At 62.6% G+C, this 14,345-nt stretch carries 16 protein-coding genes; 2 read left to right on the top strand and 14 right to left on the bottom strand.

What is annotated here, in order from left to right:
* Positions 1–149: 149 nt before the first annotated feature.
* Positions 150–2,345 carry a 1,4-alpha-glucan branching protein GlgB gene (glgB, locus tag B843_RS05915; protein WP_025252598.1) on the top strand — a complete coding sequence of 732 codons (2,196 nt, stop codon included), beginning with the start codon at positions 150–152 and terminating at the stop codon, positions 2,343–2,345.
* A gap of 73 nt (positions 2,346–2,418) precedes the next feature.
* Here the strand turns inward: glgB and B843_RS05910 are convergent, their stop codons facing one another.
* Entirely contained in the window at positions 2,419–3,336 is a 918-nt protein-coding gene (locus tag B843_RS05910; RefSeq protein ID WP_025252597.1) for a tetratricopeptide repeat protein, read from the bottom strand.
* Positions 3,337–3,415: 79 nt separating this feature from the next.
* Positions 3,416–3,724: a thiamine-binding protein gene (locus tag B843_RS05905; RefSeq protein ID WP_025252596.1), complete on the bottom strand. Its 309-nt coding sequence runs from the start codon at positions 3,722–3,724 to the stop codon at positions 3,416–3,418.
* A 142-nt stretch (positions 3,725–3,866) separates the two neighbouring features.
* On the opposite strand from B843_RS05905, the gene mce reads away from it, so the two are divergent.
* Positions 3,867–4,325 (top strand): methylmalonyl-CoA epimerase, encoded by a 459-nt coding sequence (gene mce / locus B843_RS05900; protein ID WP_025252595.1) that lies wholly within the window; start codon positions 3,867–3,869, stop codon positions 4,323–4,325.
* Between the two features lie 57 nt (positions 4,326–4,382).
* On the opposite strand, the gene B843_RS05895 is transcribed toward mce, so the two are convergent.
* The 12 genes from B843_RS05895 to B843_RS05840 form a co-directional block, all read right to left on the bottom strand.
* On the bottom strand, positions 4,383–4,667 hold the full coding sequence (locus B843_RS05895; RefSeq protein WP_025252594.1) for a hypothetical protein: 285 nt from the start codon (positions 4,665–4,667) through the stop codon (positions 4,383–4,385).
* A gap of 25 nt (positions 4,668–4,692) precedes the next feature.
* Positions 4,693–5,379 carry an endonuclease NucS gene (gene nucS / locus B843_RS05890; RefSeq protein WP_025252593.1) on the bottom strand — a complete coding sequence of 229 codons (687 nt, stop codon included), beginning with the start codon at positions 5,377–5,379 and terminating at the stop codon, positions 4,693–4,695.
* A gap of 83 nt (positions 5,380–5,462) precedes the next feature.
* Entirely contained in the window at positions 5,463–5,915 is a 453-nt protein-coding gene (locus tag B843_RS05885) for a DUF2550 domain-containing protein (protein WP_025252592.1), read from the bottom strand.
* A gap of 219 nt (positions 5,916–6,134) precedes the next feature.
* On the bottom strand, positions 6,135–6,506 hold the full coding sequence (locus tag B843_RS05880) for a F0F1 ATP synthase subunit epsilon (RefSeq protein WP_025252591.1): 372 nt from the start codon (positions 6,504–6,506) through the stop codon (positions 6,135–6,137).
* 13 nt (positions 6,507–6,519) lie between these two features.
* Complete coding sequence (gene atpD / locus B843_RS05875; RefSeq protein ID WP_025252590.1) at positions 6,520–7,965, bottom strand: F0F1 ATP synthase subunit beta; 1,446 nt, start codon at positions 7,963–7,965, stop codon at positions 6,520–6,522.
* Between the two features lie 3 nt (positions 7,966–7,968).
* Positions 7,969–8,946 (bottom strand): F0F1 ATP synthase subunit gamma, encoded by a 978-nt coding sequence (locus tag B843_RS05870; RefSeq protein ID WP_025252589.1) that lies wholly within the window; start codon positions 8,944–8,946, stop codon positions 7,969–7,971.
* A gap of 60 nt (positions 8,947–9,006) precedes the next feature.
* Positions 9,007–10,635 (bottom strand): F0F1 ATP synthase subunit alpha, encoded by a 1,629-nt coding sequence (gene atpA, locus B843_RS05865; RefSeq protein WP_025252588.1) that lies wholly within the window; start codon positions 10,633–10,635, stop codon positions 9,007–9,009.
* Positions 10,636–10,694: 59 nt separating this feature from the next.
* On the bottom strand, positions 10,695–11,513 hold the full coding sequence (locus B843_RS05860; RefSeq protein ID WP_025252587.1) for a F0F1 ATP synthase subunit delta: 819 nt from the start codon (positions 11,511–11,513) through the stop codon (positions 10,695–10,697).
* A 5-nt stretch (positions 11,514–11,518) separates the two neighbouring features.
* Positions 11,519–12,088, bottom strand: coding sequence for a F0F1 ATP synthase subunit B (locus B843_RS05855; RefSeq protein WP_025252586.1), 570 nt, complete (start codon positions 12,086–12,088; stop codon positions 11,519–11,521).
* 30 nt (positions 12,089–12,118) lie between these two features.
* Positions 12,119–12,358: an ATP synthase F0 subunit C gene (locus tag B843_RS05850; protein WP_025252585.1), complete on the bottom strand. Its 240-nt coding sequence runs from the start codon at positions 12,356–12,358 to the stop codon at positions 12,119–12,121.
* 103 nt (positions 12,359–12,461) lie between these two features.
* On the bottom strand, positions 12,462–13,247 hold the full coding sequence (atpB, locus tag B843_RS05845) for a F0F1 ATP synthase subunit A (RefSeq protein WP_025252584.1): 786 nt from the start codon (positions 13,245–13,247) through the stop codon (positions 12,462–12,464).
* A 625-nt stretch (positions 13,248–13,872) separates the two neighbouring features.
* A complete protein-coding gene (locus B843_RS05840) occupies positions 13,873–14,301 on the bottom strand; it encodes a hypothetical protein (RefSeq protein ID WP_025252583.1) in 429 nt (142 codons plus the stop codon).
* Positions 14,302–14,345 lie beyond the last annotated feature (44 nt).

Here is a 14,345-nt window from a genome sequence, read left to right as displayed (position 1 = left end):
AAAAGCCACCACCCGCTATGCGCTGTACCTAATTTCACTTGCTTATCCGCTGCCCCGTGCCGGTTCCTCCGGTACCGTCGAAGTGGAACGTGTATCGCCGCGCCACCCACCCTGGTGGGGCCGCGATGAACAACTATTAAAGGATGTCCATGTCTGAGAATTTTGGCCCGCTGACCATCCCAAGCGATGACCTCACGCGGCTTACCCAGTGCCAGCACCACGATCCGCACTCGTTCTACGGGTGGCACAAGATTGACGACGGGCACAGCCTCATCCGCACCCGCCAGCTCGGCGCGGAGAAAGTCGTTCTGGAGACCGAGGGGGCATCCATCGACCTGCAGCCGCTCGGAGACGACATCTGGGGCGTTGTCCTCGACCGCGGAGACTCCTTTGACTACCGCTTCCAGGTCACCTGGCCCGGCGGCAAGGAGACCACCACGGCCGACCCGTACCACTACCTGCCTACCCTCGGCGAGCTGGACATTCACTTGATCCGCGAGGGCCGCCACGAGCGCCTCTGGGAGGTCCTGGGCGCGCACCTTACCACCATGAAGACCGCGCTCGGCGAGGTAGGCGGCACGAGCTTCGCGGTGTGGGCCCCGAACGCTGCGGGCGTGGCCGTCATCGGCGACTTCTGCGGCTGGAACCCCAACCAGTACCCGATGCGCTCCCTCGGTGCCTCCGGCATCTGGGAGCTGTTCGTCCCGAACATCGGCGAGGGCGAGGTGTACAAGTTCGCCATCCACACCAAGGAGGGCTACCGCCTGGATAAGGCCGACCCGATGGCGCGCGCCACCGAGGCCCCGCCGGCCACCGGCTCCGTGGTCACCTCCTCTACGTACGCGTGGAAGGATGCCGACTGGCTCGCCGAGCGCGCGGGCGTCGACCACGCCAATTCCGCTATGAGCGTCTACGAGGTGCACCTCGGCTCCTGGCGCATGGGCCGGACCTACAAGGAGCTAGCCACCGAGCTGGTCGACTACGTCAAGGACCTGGGCTACACCCACGTCGAGTTCATGCCGGTCGCCGAGCACCCCTTCGGCGGGTCCTGGGGCTACCAGGTCTCCGGCTACTACGCCCCCACCGCGCGCTGGGGCACCCCGGACGAGCTGCGTGAGCTCATCGACGCCTTCCACCAGGCCGGCATCGGTGTGATCATGGACTGGGTCCCGGCGCACTTCCCCAAGGACGAGTTCGCACTCGGTCGCTTCGACGGCCAGGCCCTCTACGAGCACCCCGACTGGCGCCGCGGCGAGCAGCGCGACTGGGGCACCTACGTCTTCGACTTCGGCCGCAACGAGGTCCGCAACTTCCTCGTGGCCAACGCCCTCTACTGGCTGGAGGAGTTTCACATCGACGGCCTGCGCGTCGACGCCGTGGCCTCTATGCTCTACCTCGATTACTCCCGCGAGGACGGCGAGTGGGCGCCCAACCAGTACGGCGGGCGCGAGAACCTCGAGGCCGTCCAGTTCCTCCAGGAGATGAACGCCACGGTGCACAAGGCGCACCCGGGCATCCTCACCATCGCCGAGGAGTCCACCTCGTGGCCGGGGGTGACCGCCATGACTGAGCACGGCGGCCTGGGCTTCAGCATGAAGTGGAACATGGGCTGGATGAACGACACCCTGGAGTACTTCGCCCACGACCCGATTCACCGCAGCTACCACCACAACGAGATCACCTTCTCGATGGTCTACGCCTACTCCGAGCACTACATCCTGCCGTTCAGCCACGACGAGGTCGTCCACGGCAAGGGCTCTCTGTGGGACCGCATGCCCGGCGACACCTGGAACAAGGCCGCGGGCCTGCGCACCCTCTACGCCTACATGTACGCGCACCCGGGCAAGAAGCTGCTCTTCCAGGGCCAGGAGTTCGGCCAGGTCATGGAGTGGAGCGAGGGCCGCTCCCTCGACTGGGACGACACCGTCGGCTGGGAGGGCGAGTACCACGAGGCGCTCGCGCACATGGTCCGCGACCTCAACGCCCTCTACTCCGCATCCCCCGCGCTGTTCACCCAGGACAACACTCCGGACGGCTTCAGCTGGACCAAGTCCGACGACGCCGCGAACAACGTCCTCTCCTTCGTGCGCTACGGCACCAACGGCGAGAAGATCCTGTGCACCTTCAACCTGGGCGGCACCAGCCAGCCCTCCTACAAGCTGGGCGTGCCCGAGGGCGGCAACTGGCAGTGCATCTTCAACACCGACGCTGGCGTCTACGAGGGCGCGAACAACCCCCTCGACGAGTACGTCACCGCCTGGGACACCGGCTGGGACGGCTACCCGCACTCGCTGACGCTGCACATCCCCGCGATGAGCGCGCAGTTCTACCGCTGGGTGGGCTAAAACCCCTCGTACAAAAGGTGCTGGCCGCCGATCCTTTTTAAGGACGGTGGCCAGCACCCTTTTGCACAAACCCCTAGTACAGCGCCGAGGCGAGCTTGGAGCGCGCCGCGATGACGCGGGCGTCGGCGGCCTCGAAGAGGGCGAAGAGCTCCAGCAGCCGCTCGCGAGCGGCGGTCTTCTCCTTGGCGTCGGCCGCGTTCGCGATGACGTGGATGAGGGCGTCGAAGGCCTGCTCCGGCTGGCCCAGCGCGATGTGGGCGTCCGCCGCGGCCTCCACTACCTCGAGGTTGAGTGGGTCGGCCTGGGCCGCGTCCACCGCCGAGGCGGGGTCGGTGCCCATCGTCTTCAGCCGCCCGAGCAGGCGGGCGTTGTCTCGGGCCTGCAGGGCCATCTGGTTCTTCGGCTCCGAGGCGAGGATGGAGTCGTAGACCGCGATCGCCGCGTCGAAGTCGCCGCGGTTGAGCGCGTCGGTGGCGGGTTCGAAGCGGGGGTCCTGGGCGGGCTCCTCCTCCGCGTTTTCCTCGCCGAGGCCCGGCAGCTGGCCCGCCACGGCCTTGACCACGGCGTTCGTCCACTGCTGGAGGGCGTCGAGCGGCTGGCCGCCCTCGAAGTTGGCCAGCGGCTGGCCGGAGGCCAGGGCGACAGTGGTCGGCAGCGCCTGGATGCCGAACATCTGCGCCACCTCAGGGGTGGTGTCGGCGTCGATGTAGCGGAAGACGAAGGCCTTGTTTGAGGCCTCGGCGAGCCCCGTGAGATCGGCCTTCAGCTGTTCGGAGTCGGGGCTGCGCGGGGTGCCGATGAGCACGATCACCGGCACCTGCGCCGAGCGCTTGATCAGCTCGGCCTCGACGTTGTCCATCGTCAGCTGCAGCGACGCCGGCACTCCCCCGCCTCCTGCGGGCTGGGAGCCGGCCTGCGCGCGGGCCTCGGCGCGCGCCTTGACCTCGCTTAGGTCGATGGCGCCGGATACGTAGCGGTGCGGTGTGGTCACAGGTCTCGATCCTCTTTCTCTGCGTGCAAGTTTCCAACTATGTATAACGTCTCAACGCGACGTTATTGTTCCGCGGCGTTTACTCGGAGGCCGCCAGCCGGCGCTCGACCGCCTCGACCTTCGAGGTGATCTGCCCGGTGTGGCCGGGCCGGATGTCGGCCTTGAGCACCAGCGAGACCCGCGGGGACACGGCAAGCACGGCGTCGGTGGCGCCCTTAACCACGTCCATGACCTCGTCCCACTCGCCCTCGACGAGGGTGAACATGGCGTTGGTCTCGTTCGGCAGGCCCGACTCGCGCACCACGCGGATGGCCTCGGTCACGGCGTCGGCCATCTCGGCCTGCGCGTTGGGGGTCTCGGTGGGGGCAACGGAGAATGCGATAATCATGGCCCCAGTCTATGCCCGAGCGGCCGCCCGCCGGAGGTGAACGTCGAAAAGCGAAAAAAGCGTGTGTGTTTTCTTCTGTTCGGGCGAAGTATCGGTCACATTCATCTGCGCGATGTGCGGTGGAGGACTAAACTTTGGAACCATGAGTAACGACATTGCTTCCATCGAAATCCCCCACGAGCTGGTCATCTGCCTGGATCACGTCGGCATCGCGGTGCCCAACCTGGACGCCGCGGTTGAGTTCTACCGCTCCGCTTTCGGCTGGGTCAACCACCACCAGGAGACCAACGAGGAGCAGGGCGTGACCGAGGCCATGATCGGCCCGAAGGATCTCAAGGAGACCGACGGCATGATCCAGCTGCTGGCCCCGCTGAACGAGAACTCCACCATCGCCAAGTTCATCGACAAGAAGGGCCCCGGCCTGCAGCAGATGTGCCTGCGCACCTCCGACATCGAGGCTCTGTCCAAGCACCTCACCGAGCAGGGCGTGCGCCTGCTCTACCCCGCCCCGAAGGTCGGCACCGGCGGAGCAAAGATCAACTTCGTTCACCCGAAGGACGCGGGCGGAGTTCTCCTCGAGCTCACCCAGCCCGTCAAGTAACTCTCACGGCCGCACCTCGGTGCGGCTTTTCTTTTGCCCGCTTGTCGACGCCTACGGCTAGCGGCGCTCCCAGCACGAGCGATGCCAGTGCCGCCGGTCCTCGGCCTCGCGACCGTAGTCCCGCGGCCACGCCACGATGTGCGCGATCCCCGGCGGGATGGTCTGGTTGCAGCCCGGGCAGATGTAGTACTTCACCGCCGCGTGCGAGCCCATGTGCCGCATGAGGAAGATCTCCCCGTTGGTCCAGCCAGGCCCCTCGACGGCCTGCGTGCCGTAAAAGGTCGCCCCGTCCTTGGGCAGGGCGTGCGTGCTCGGCATCTGCCTCCGGTTCTTGCGCCCCACTGCGCTCTCCTTCCTCTCCCCGCCGCTAGAACAGGCGCAGCTCGGTGGACTCGATGCCGCGCAGGGCGTCGTAATCCAAGGTCACGCAGCGGATGCCGCGGTCCTCGGCGAGCGTGCGCGCCTGGGGCTTGATCTCCTGGGCGGCGAACACGCCTTGGACCGGGGCGAGCAGAAGGTCGCGGTTGAGCAGGTCGAGGTAGCGGCTGAGCTGCTCCACGCCGTCGATGCCGCCGCGGCGCTTGATCTCCACGGCCACGGTCGCGCCCTCGGCGTCCTTGCACAGGATGTCGACGGGGCCGATCGGGGTCGGGTACTCGCGGCGGATAAGCTCGTGGCCTTCGCCTAGGGTCTCAATGTGCTCTGCTAGCAGCTCCTGGAGGTGCGCCTCTACGCCGTCCTTGACCAGGCCCGGGTCCTCGCCCAGCTCGTAGGAGAGGTCGCTGTGGATCGCGTCGAGCGTGATGCGCAGCTGCTCGCCCTTCTTGTTCTCCACGGTCCACAGGGCCACGGGATCGCCGCTCTCGCCCTCTAGGGCCTCCTCGGTGAGGCTGCACGGCGGGGTCATCCAGTTGAGCGGCTTGTAGGCCCGGTCGTCGGCGTGGATGGACACCGAGCCGTCCGCCTTGATCATGAGGAGGCGGTCCGCCAGCGGCAGGTGTGCCTCGAGGCGGCCAACATAATCGACGCTACAGCGAGCAATGACAAGACGCATGCCCTCCACCATAACCGAATCCCCACCCGCAGAAAGCACTCGACCCTGCCCGCGGTGGGCAGGGTCGGCGTAATTGCGTGGGCTTAGCGTTCGCGGCGCATGCGGCGGCGCAGCTCCTTGGGATCGATGCGCTTCATCCGCGAGTCCGGGGCGGCCTCCACCCACGCGGTGAAGGCCATCTCTGCGTGCGCGCCGCAGACCAGCTCGTAGTCCACGCCCTCGTAGCTGAACCGGAGGGCCTTGGGCGACGACAAAAAAGAGGCCTCGCGACTGGTGACGTCGCGATGACCTCGAAGCTCGACAAGGGTGCGGTGGAAGACGTGATCGGCGGTGGGCGCAAGCGAGCGCAGCATGAAGTACTTGATCTCATCCCCGTTGTAGCGGAACACGCCGTGACGCCAGCCGTGGGAGCCGTCCGCTGGGAGGCGGCGCAGGATGACAGGGGTGCCGTTGGACCTGAGGGTGAAGAAGCGCCACGCGGCCAGAACAAGGACAAGCGCAATCACCGCGCCACAGGCAATAACAACGTACTCCACCGCTAACAACGTCCTTTGCACCGCAAGGTTGAATAGGTCCTCATCAACAAAAAGCTTTGTTGTTTAAAGATAATACCCGCTCGGCTAGCTCAAAGAAATTTCAGCTTGACCCAAAGAAAACCCGCGCCAGGAGCGCATGCAAACGAACAAGGGCGCCGCCGGATCTGCTCGATCCGGCGGCGCCCTTCACACTGAAATTGTGCAGTAGCCTCCGAAGAATTACTTCTCGGCGCTACGACGCACGGCTTTCAGCTCAGCCTCGGCACGTGCCTTCGACACTTCATCCTCTGCCTGCAGGTCTGCCTCGGCCGCGGAGGTGTTAACCTCCGTGGACCAGATTGCATACTCTGCAAGGATGGAGACCTTCTCCTTGGAGACGGAGAAAAAGCCACCCTGGACGGCAGCGACCAGCTTGTCGCCGTCGACCGGACGGATGGTCACGACACCGTTCTCGACCAGCTGGCCGAGAACCGGCTCGTGGCCGGGCAGCACGCCGATCTCACCTTCGGTGGTCTGCGCAGTGACCATGCTGGCCTGTCCAGACCACAGCATGCGCTCTACGGAGACGAGTTCTACGGTGATGTCAGCCATGCTCGTGCCTCCCCTACTTTCCGGTCATCTTCTTGTACGCAGCCTCGACATCGTCCAGGCCACCCAGGCCGTTGAAGGCCTGCTCCGGGTAGTGGTCGAAGTCGCCGTTGCAGATACGCTCGAAAGCGTCGATGGTGTGGGACAGCGGGACGTAGGAGCCCGGGATGCCCGTGAACTTCTCTGCGACGAAGAAGTTCTGGCCCAAGAAGCGCTCAAGGCGACGCGCGCGCTGAACGGTGATCTTGTCCTCTTCAGACAGCTCGTCCATACCGAGGATGGCGATGATGTCCTGAAGCTCCTTGTTCTTCTGCAGGATGTTGATCACGCGCTGAGCCACGTTGTAGTGGCGCTCGCCGACGATACCCGGCTCGAGGATACGAGAGGTAGAGGTCAGCGGGTTCACAGCGGGGTAAATACCCTTGGAAGCGATACCACGGTCAAGCTCGGTGGTGGCGTCCAGGTGAGCGAACGTCGTTGCAGGAGCCGGGTCGGTGTAGTCGTCGGCAGGGACGTAAACGGCCTGCAGCGAGGTAATCGACTTACCCTTGGTCGAGGTAATGCGCTCCTGGAGCACACCCATCTCGTCAGCCAGGGTCGGCTGGTAGCCCACGGCGGAAGGCATACGACCCAGCAGGGTCGAAACCTCAGAACCGGCCTGGGTGAAACGGAAGATGTTGTCGATGAACAGCAGCACGTCCTGGTGCTGAACATCGCGGAAGTACTCCGCCATGGTCAGGCCGGACAGGGCCACGCGCATACGAACTCCCGGCGGCTCGTCCATCTGGCCGAACACAAGGGCGGTGTCCTGGAGGACGCCCATCTCTTCCATTTCGAGGAAAAGGTCCGTACCCTCACGGGTACGCTCGCCGACGCCGGCGAAGACGGAGGTACCGGAGAACTCGCGTGCGATACGAGTAATCATCTCCTGGATAAGAACGGTCTTACCCACACCAGCACCACCGAACAGGCCGATCTTGCCGCCCTTCACGTACGGGGTCAAAAGGTCGATGACCTTGATGCCGGTCTCCAGGATCTCAGTCTTACCCTCGAGCTGGTCGAACGGCGGCGGGTCGCGGTGGATGCCCCACTGCTCACCGTCACGGCCGAGGCCCGGCTCGTCGAGGCAGTCACCGAGGGCGTTGAAGACGTGGCCCTTGACGACGTCGCCGACAGGCACGGAGATTGGCTTGCCAGTGTTGGTAACGACGGCACCGCGGACGAGGCCGTCGGTCGGAGCCATCGAAACGGCACGCACGAGGTTGTCACCCAGGTGCTGGGCGACCTCAAGCGTGATGGTCTTTGCGACTGCCTCGAGGGTGACCTCGACAGTCAGCGCGTTAAACAGTGCCGGCAGCTCGCCGCGCGGGAACTCCACGTCGACGACCGGACCGATGACGCGCACAACGCGACCCGCGGTGCCCGCGGACTGCGTGTTCTGCTCTGCAAGAGCTGTGGTCATTATCTAGTCACTTTCTGCGCTTTCGGCGAGCGCGCCAGCGCCACCGACGATCTCTGTAATTTCCTGGGTAATCTGCGCCTGGCGGGCCTGGTTCGCGATGCGAGACAGGTCCTTGACCAACGCCGAAGCGTTGTCGGTAGCAGACTTCATCGCGTTACGACGCGATGCGGACTCCGAAGCGGAAGCCTCGAGGAACATGGCGAACAGGCTGCGGGACACGTACTGCGGGAGCAGCGCGCTCAGCAGGGTATCCGCATCTGGCTCGAATTCCACGTCCGCCTCTGGCGAGCCGGTATCGGTGAGGATATCCGGGCCCTTCTCGATCTCGACGGTCTCGATGACCGGCTCGATCGGAAGCAGCTGGAATGCTCGCGGGGTCTGGGTGAGCATGGACTCGAACTCGGTGTACACGACGTGCACCTGGTCGAAGCCCTGAACGCCCTGGCCCTCCTCGGAGTTGAGACCCTCACGCCACTTCGTCGTGCCTTCGGAAGTGGCGTTGAAGCCGTCAAGCAAGTGACGACGAACGTCATGGGTAGTTTTCCACGTCGGATCCTGGGAAAAGCCAGTCCACGAGCCCGCGACGTTCTCGCCGCGGAACTTGTAGTAGCCAACACCCTTGTTTCCGGTGACGTAGCGTACAACCTCATAGCCGGACTCCTCAAGAAGCTTCTGCAGCTCAGCTGCCTTCTTGAAGACGTTGTAGTTGTAACCACCGGCCATGCCTCGGTCACTCGACACGACGAGAATGGCGGCGCGGTTGGCGCCCTCACGCTCGCGGAGCATCGGGTGATCCAAGGAACTAGCTGAGGCCAGACGCTCCATCACATTGTGAATTTCGGTGGCGTAAGGCTGCGAAGCCTCGACCCGGGCTTGGGCCTTGGTGATGCGAGAAGTCGCAATCAGCTCCTGGGCCTTTGTGATCTTCTTGGTTGAGTTGACCGACTTGATGCGGTCACGCAATTCGCGAAGATTTGCCATGGATCTTTCGCCTCCCTTCTTTTCCTGTTGATGGGTTATCTAGAAAAGCCTGTGCTGGCTTTACTTCTTGACCTTCAGCTGGTTCTTCTTGACCTCTTCGGCTGCCAGCGCGTCGACCTCAGGCTCGTTAATGACGGGGGTGCCATCGGTGGTCTGGAAGGTGCGCTTGAAAGCCTCGGTTGCGGAAACCAGGGTGTTCTGGGACTCCTCGGACAGCGGGGTGCCGCCAGCGATCTGCTCGAACACCTCCGGGTGACCGGAACGCAGGTTCTCGATCAGCTCGGACTCGAAGCGACGGATATCAACGACGGGAACGGAGTCGAAATGGCCGTTGCCTGCGAGCCAGATGGAGACGATCTGGTGCTCGACGGACTGCGGGGAGTTCTCAGCCTGCTTCAGCAGCTCGACGAGGCGAGCGCCGCGCTCAAGCTGAGCCTTGGAAGCGGCATCCAGGTCGGACGCGAAGGCAGCGAATGCCTCCAGGTCGCGGTAGGAAGCCAGGTCCAGACGCAGGGAGCCGGAAACCTTCTTCATGCCCTTGGTCTGAGCGGCACCACCAACACGGGAGACGGACACACCGACGTTGATAGCCGGGCGGACACCCTTGTTGAAGAGGTCGGACTCGAGGAAGACCTGACCATCGGTAATAGAAATAACGTTGGTCGGGATGAAGGCGGAGACGTCGTTAGCCTTGGTCTCGATGATCGGCAGAGCGGTCAGCGAGCCAGCGCCCATGTCGTCGGAGAGCTTTGCAGCACGCTCCAGAAGACGGGAGTGCAGGTAGAAGACGTCGCCCGGGTAAGCCTCGCGTCCCGGCGGGCGGCGAAGCAGCAGGGAGATCGCACGGTAGGCCTCGGCCTGCTTGGTCAGATCATCGTAGATGACCAGGACGTGGTCGCCCTGGTACATCCAGTGCTGGCCAAGGGCAGCACCGGCGAACGGTGCCAGCCACTTGAAGCCGGCGGAGTCGGATGCCGGAGCAGCGACGATGGTGGTGTACTCGAGGGCGCCGTGCTCCTCGAGGGTCTTGCGAACGGCTGCGATGGTCGAGCCCTTCTGACCGATGGCGACGTAGATGCAGCGAACCTGCTTGTTCTTGTCGCCGGACTCCCAGTTAGCCTTCTGGTTAAGGATGGTGTCGATGCAGACCGCGGTCTTACCGGTCTTGCGGTCACCAATGATCAGCTGGCGCTGACCACGGCCGATTGGGGTCATTGCGTCGATAGCCTTGATGCCGGTCTGCATCGGCTCCTCGACTGGCTGACGCTGCAGCACGGATGGTGCCTGCAGCTCGAGGACGCGGTCTACCTCGGCCTCGATAGCACCCAGGCCATCGATTGGCTGGCCCAGTGGATTGATAACGCGGCCGAGGAATTTATCTCCGACCGGGATAGAGAGGACCTCACCGGTCCGCTTGACTTCGTCGCCCTCCTTGAGGGACTCGTAGTTACCCAGAACCACGACGCCGACGCGGTCGGTGTCAAGGTTCTGTGCGACGCCAATAACGCCACCTGGGAACTCAAGGAGCTCATTCGCCATGACTGAAGGCAGTCCAGAGACCTGGGCAATACCGTCAGCTGCCGAAATGACCACGCCGACCTCCTCACGGGAGGCCTCCGCGGAGTAGCTCGAGGTGTAGTTCGCAATCGCGCTACGGATCTCATCGGAGGAGATCGTAAGCTCCGCCATGTTCTTCCTGCTCTCGGTTGTTTCTTCCAGCAATTTCTAATATTTCACTTGTTGTCGCGTCAGACGAGGGTCGTGCGGAGACGCTCGAGCTTGCCCGAGGTGGATCCGTCGATAACTTCATCGCCGACACGGATGACCATGCCACCGAGGAGGCTGGGATCAACCTCAGAGTGGATGTTCATCTCGCGACCATAAATTCGCTCTAGCTTCTGTGCCAATGCCTGCTTCTGTCCGTCATTCAGCTGCGCTGCGGAGACGACCTCGGCAACCTCGCGACCCTGCAGAGCAGCTGCCTGCTTGGAGAGGGCGTTGATGTCGTCGATGGAGTTCTTCTCGCGGCGGCCAATGACCTGGAGTGCAAGGGCTTCGGTCACCGAGGTGACCTTCCCGTACAGCACCTTCGCCAGCAGTTCGCGCTTGCGGTTGCCATCGGTGCTGCGATCGTCGAGAAGCAAAGTCAAGCTTGGCTCCTTTTCAAGGAGGCGGGACAGGCTGAAGAGCTCGTCTTCCACCTGTGCAAGCTGACCCTGGTTCTCTGCGCTGCGCAGCAGGGCGCGGCGGCCAAGCTCGATCAGGCCTGCGCGGAACTCGCGCGGGCTCGACCAGGTCTGACGCGCTGCGGAGATGATGACCTCCAGCGTGGACTGAGACACCTTATTGCCAAACACAGCAGACACCAGGCCAGCACGCTGCTCGGGGGCTGCGGAGGCATCCGCAACCGCGATGCGCAGCTGACGATCACCGTCGAGGGAGTCGACGACGTCGAAAAGCTCGGTGCCAGTCTGTGCGCCAACGGCTACAGCGTTCGTCCCCTCAGACAGTGCGGTATCGAGGTTGGACGAAACAGTCGCTAGTGCTTCGCGGCTCGCTGCGTGCATTGTGCTCACTTTCCTGCGGGAGTGACGGTGTCGAGTTCAGCCAGGAACTTGTCAATCGTGCCGGAGCGCTTGACGTCGTCGGAGAGCTGGTCTCCGAGCAGGCGCTCTGCAAGGTTGATGGAGTTCTGGCCCATCTCACGGCGAAGTTCGGCAACGACCTGCTCGCGCTGGGCTGCCAACTGCTTCTCACCGGACTCGATAATGCGGTTGCTCTCTTCCTGAGCCTTAGCCTTCAGATCAGCTTCAATCTGCTTACCCTTGGTGCGGGCCTCCTCGCGGATTTCCGCAGCCTCGGCACGAGCCTCAGCAAGCTGAGCGTTGTACTTCTCGAGCGCGGCCTTCGCCTCAGACTGAGCGGCCTCAGCACGCTGAATACCACCCTTGATGCGGTCTTCGCGCTCTGCGAGTACTTCCTGGAACTTCGGAAGGACAAGCTTCCAGAAGAGAATCAGAACGACAACGAGCACGACGAGCGACCAAGTGATGTCATACGCAGCGGGAAGCAGCACGCTGGGGTGCTCTTCGAGCGGCAAGGTCTCCTCGCCCGCTGCCAAAAAGTTGATGACGTTCGTCATTGTTGACCGACTTTCGTGTGTCGTTGTTTATTAGAAAATGAAGCCAGCGATCAGGCCGATCAGGGCGAGGGCCTCAGTGAAGGCGATGCCCAGGAACATGGTGGTACGCAGCTGGCCAGCCATCTCGGGCTGACGTGCCATACCCTCGAGGGCCTTACCAACGAGGACACCGATGCCGATGCCAGGGCCGATGGCGGCGAGGCCGTAGCCAACAGCTGCGAGAGAGCCAGAAACGCCGTCAGTGCTAGCAGCGAGGATGACTTCGTTCATGAGAGTGTCGTTCCCTTTCTAGATGCCCACGATTGAAGAATCGTTGTCGTCGTGGGCGATATGTGAATGTATGTGAAACTTATGATCCGCGTATCAAACGGGGTCAGTGTTCGTCGGCGTGCAGCGACAGTTCGATGTACACGGCGGACAGCAGGGCGAAGATGTAGGCCTGCAGGAAGATCACCAGTAGCTCGAACAGCGAGAACGCGACTGCGGCGACAACCGTCACAGCAGAAAGCGCGGTCCATCCATTCAGCTGCCAGAAGAAGAAGTTGGTAGCCGAGAACAGAAGAACCAGAATCAAGTGGCCTGCGAGCATGTTGGCCATAAGACGGATAGTCAGAGTGACCGGACGCAGGATGAAGTTGGAGAGGAACTCCAAAGGCACAACAAGGATGTGAAGGGCCGGCGGCAGGTTAGGAATAACCACCGAGGACTTCATGTACTTGAAGAGCCCGTAACGCTTCACGCCTGCATAGAAGAATGCGATGTACCCGAAAACAGCCAGAACGATCGGCATACCAACGCGAGCGTTCGGGGAGATATTCAGGAACGGAATGACCGAAGGCAGATTGCCGAAGAGCACCACGAAGAAGATGGTAGCGATGACCGGCAGGAACCGGTTGCCTTCCTTCTTTCCGAGGATGTCCTCAGCGATGTGGATCCGGACGAAGTCGAGGAGGTACTCCGCGGCGTTCTGCACGCCCGAAGGAACGAGCTTCGGGTTGCGCATTGCCACAGCGAAGAAAATCACCAGGACGAGTGCCATAAGCAGGCGGACGAACATCAGACGGTCGATTGTGAACCAGCCGTTCGCCACATCGGCGAACCACACGGGTTCCGGGAAAAATTCGTGGTCCAAATTGGGTGCGAGAAACTCACCCTTCATGGACAGTAATGTAACGCTCAGCGTTCTCTCCCGTGTTCGGGCCGCACGACTCTTTCGGAGCCGTTGCGGTGCGATGGACGTCTAAAAAAAACTCTCTGCGAAAATCGTGGATTCCGTCGCACATCAGCACGACCTTCACAGGGGACCAAGTGCCGAAATAAACCCATAAGTAATAGGCCTACTTCAGCCAACCCGTTGCTTAGATTATCAGGCGATTTTGAGAAATTCCGTCATGCCGAAGTGGCCTTTTCTTACCCATCAAGTTCGGTTCCCAACAATGGGCGTCTAGCGGGGAAAACAGACCATTGTAAGCTCTGTCACAAACGAGAACGGGCCCAAATATTACCCCCTTTATGCACCCCCTTCGTTTGGAGTATTTCCAAACATTCCCGCGGCGCGCCGCTCCCCCAGCGTCCCCCGCACACAGTGCACAAATTATGAAGTTCGTGCATTTATTTCCATCTCGAAGCAGTGCCGCCCGCAGGCGAAGATGGCCGCCTTTCCCCACGTATCAAGGCCTCGCCCCGCTGCCCGATCGGAAACGATGAAGAAAGCCGGCGCCATCCATCGTGGATGACACCGGCCAAATTATTAGCGCCGCGCGCCGAAGCTACTACCCCCGCGACTATCCGATGTAGGTGACTTTACTGCTTACGATGGCCCACACCTCTGCGGAAAGCGCCGCGATGAGCGCGAGCATCACGGTCACGAAGAACGCCACGTGGTCGTAGAACTCCATGTGCCGGATGATGACTAAGACGACGATGAGGAGAATCAGCTTCACCAGCCAGCCGCCGAGGATCACCGCGCCGGTGGTGGCGACGTCGGAGTTGGAGGTAAGAAGCACGCTGACGGCCGTCAGGAGAACGAAGCCGCCGCCGATGAGGGCACCGATGACCACGCCCCAGACCCCCGGCATCCCCTTCGCCGCTCCCCAGGCGATGAGCGAGACCACGGTGATCGCGACAATCGCGAGTGATCCCCCCTTGAGCGCCTTCTGGAGTGGCAGGCGGTGGTCATCGTACTTGGACGGCTGAGTGCTTGCTTCGTTCACGAAGTGACATCCTACCTTCCCCACCAGCACCCCATGCAACACGA

This window comes from Corynebacterium vitaeruminis DSM 20294, from assembly GCF_000550805.1.
In the GTDB taxonomy this organism is placed as follows: Bacteria; Actinomycetota; Actinomycetes; order Mycobacteriales; family Mycobacteriaceae; genus Corynebacterium; species Corynebacterium vitaeruminis.
This window is presented reverse-complemented; position numbering and strand designations above follow the sequence as displayed.